We start from the raw sequence: 670 nt of genomic DNA, 5'->3' as shown, positions 1-670 counted from the left end.
GTGCACGAGGTTACCCCGGCGCGATGGCGTGGGGCTTGTGTCGAAAGGCATGGGATTGCGGGTTGGAGCAGGCGTCGAATCGCTTGACGTCCGATTGCTGTGTTGGAACCGCAGGTGCCGCCCGCTGGCCTCCTCCGCATGAACCCGAATCGGTAGAGCCACCCCATGGGTGGCTGCTCTCGGCAGCAGCCCCACACCCCCACGGCGCTAAGATGATCCCCTTCCACCGGAGCCTTTCCCATGACCAGCGCATTCGATTTCTCGTTCGTGGACCTCACCGGCCAGCCACAGCCGCTGGAGCAGTACSGKGGCAAGGTGCTGCTGGTGGTCAAYGYGGCCAGCAAGTGCGGYTTCACCCCGCAGTACGAGGGGCTGGAGGCGTTGTGTCGGGAGTACGCGGCACGCGGGCTGGTGGTGATCGGGTTCCCGTGCGATCAGTTCGGGCACCAGGAGCCGGGCAACGCCGACGAGATCCGCAATTTCTGCTCGTTGACCTACGCGGTCGATTTCCCGCTGTCGGACAAGGTGGACGTCAACGGCGAGGGCGCGCATCCGCTGTGGCAGTGGCTCAAGGCGGAGAAGTCCGGGCTGCTGGGCACGCGCGGGATCAAGTGGAACTTCAGCAAGTTCCTGGTCGGGCGCGATGGGCAGGTGCTGGAACGCTATGCGC

Annotated in this window: 1 protein-coding gene; it reads left to right on the top strand. The window is 65.3% G+C overall.

The annotated features are described in order from the left end of the window. Positions 1–240 precede the first annotated feature (240 nt). The coding region (locus ACXJKJ_RS30760; RefSeq protein ID WP_457395290.1) for a glutathione peroxidase at positions 241–670 on the top strand (430 nt) is incomplete at its 3' end.

Source organism: Roseateles sp. P5_E1 (genome assembly GCF_054049335.1).
This window is presented reverse-complemented; position numbering and strand designations above follow the sequence as displayed.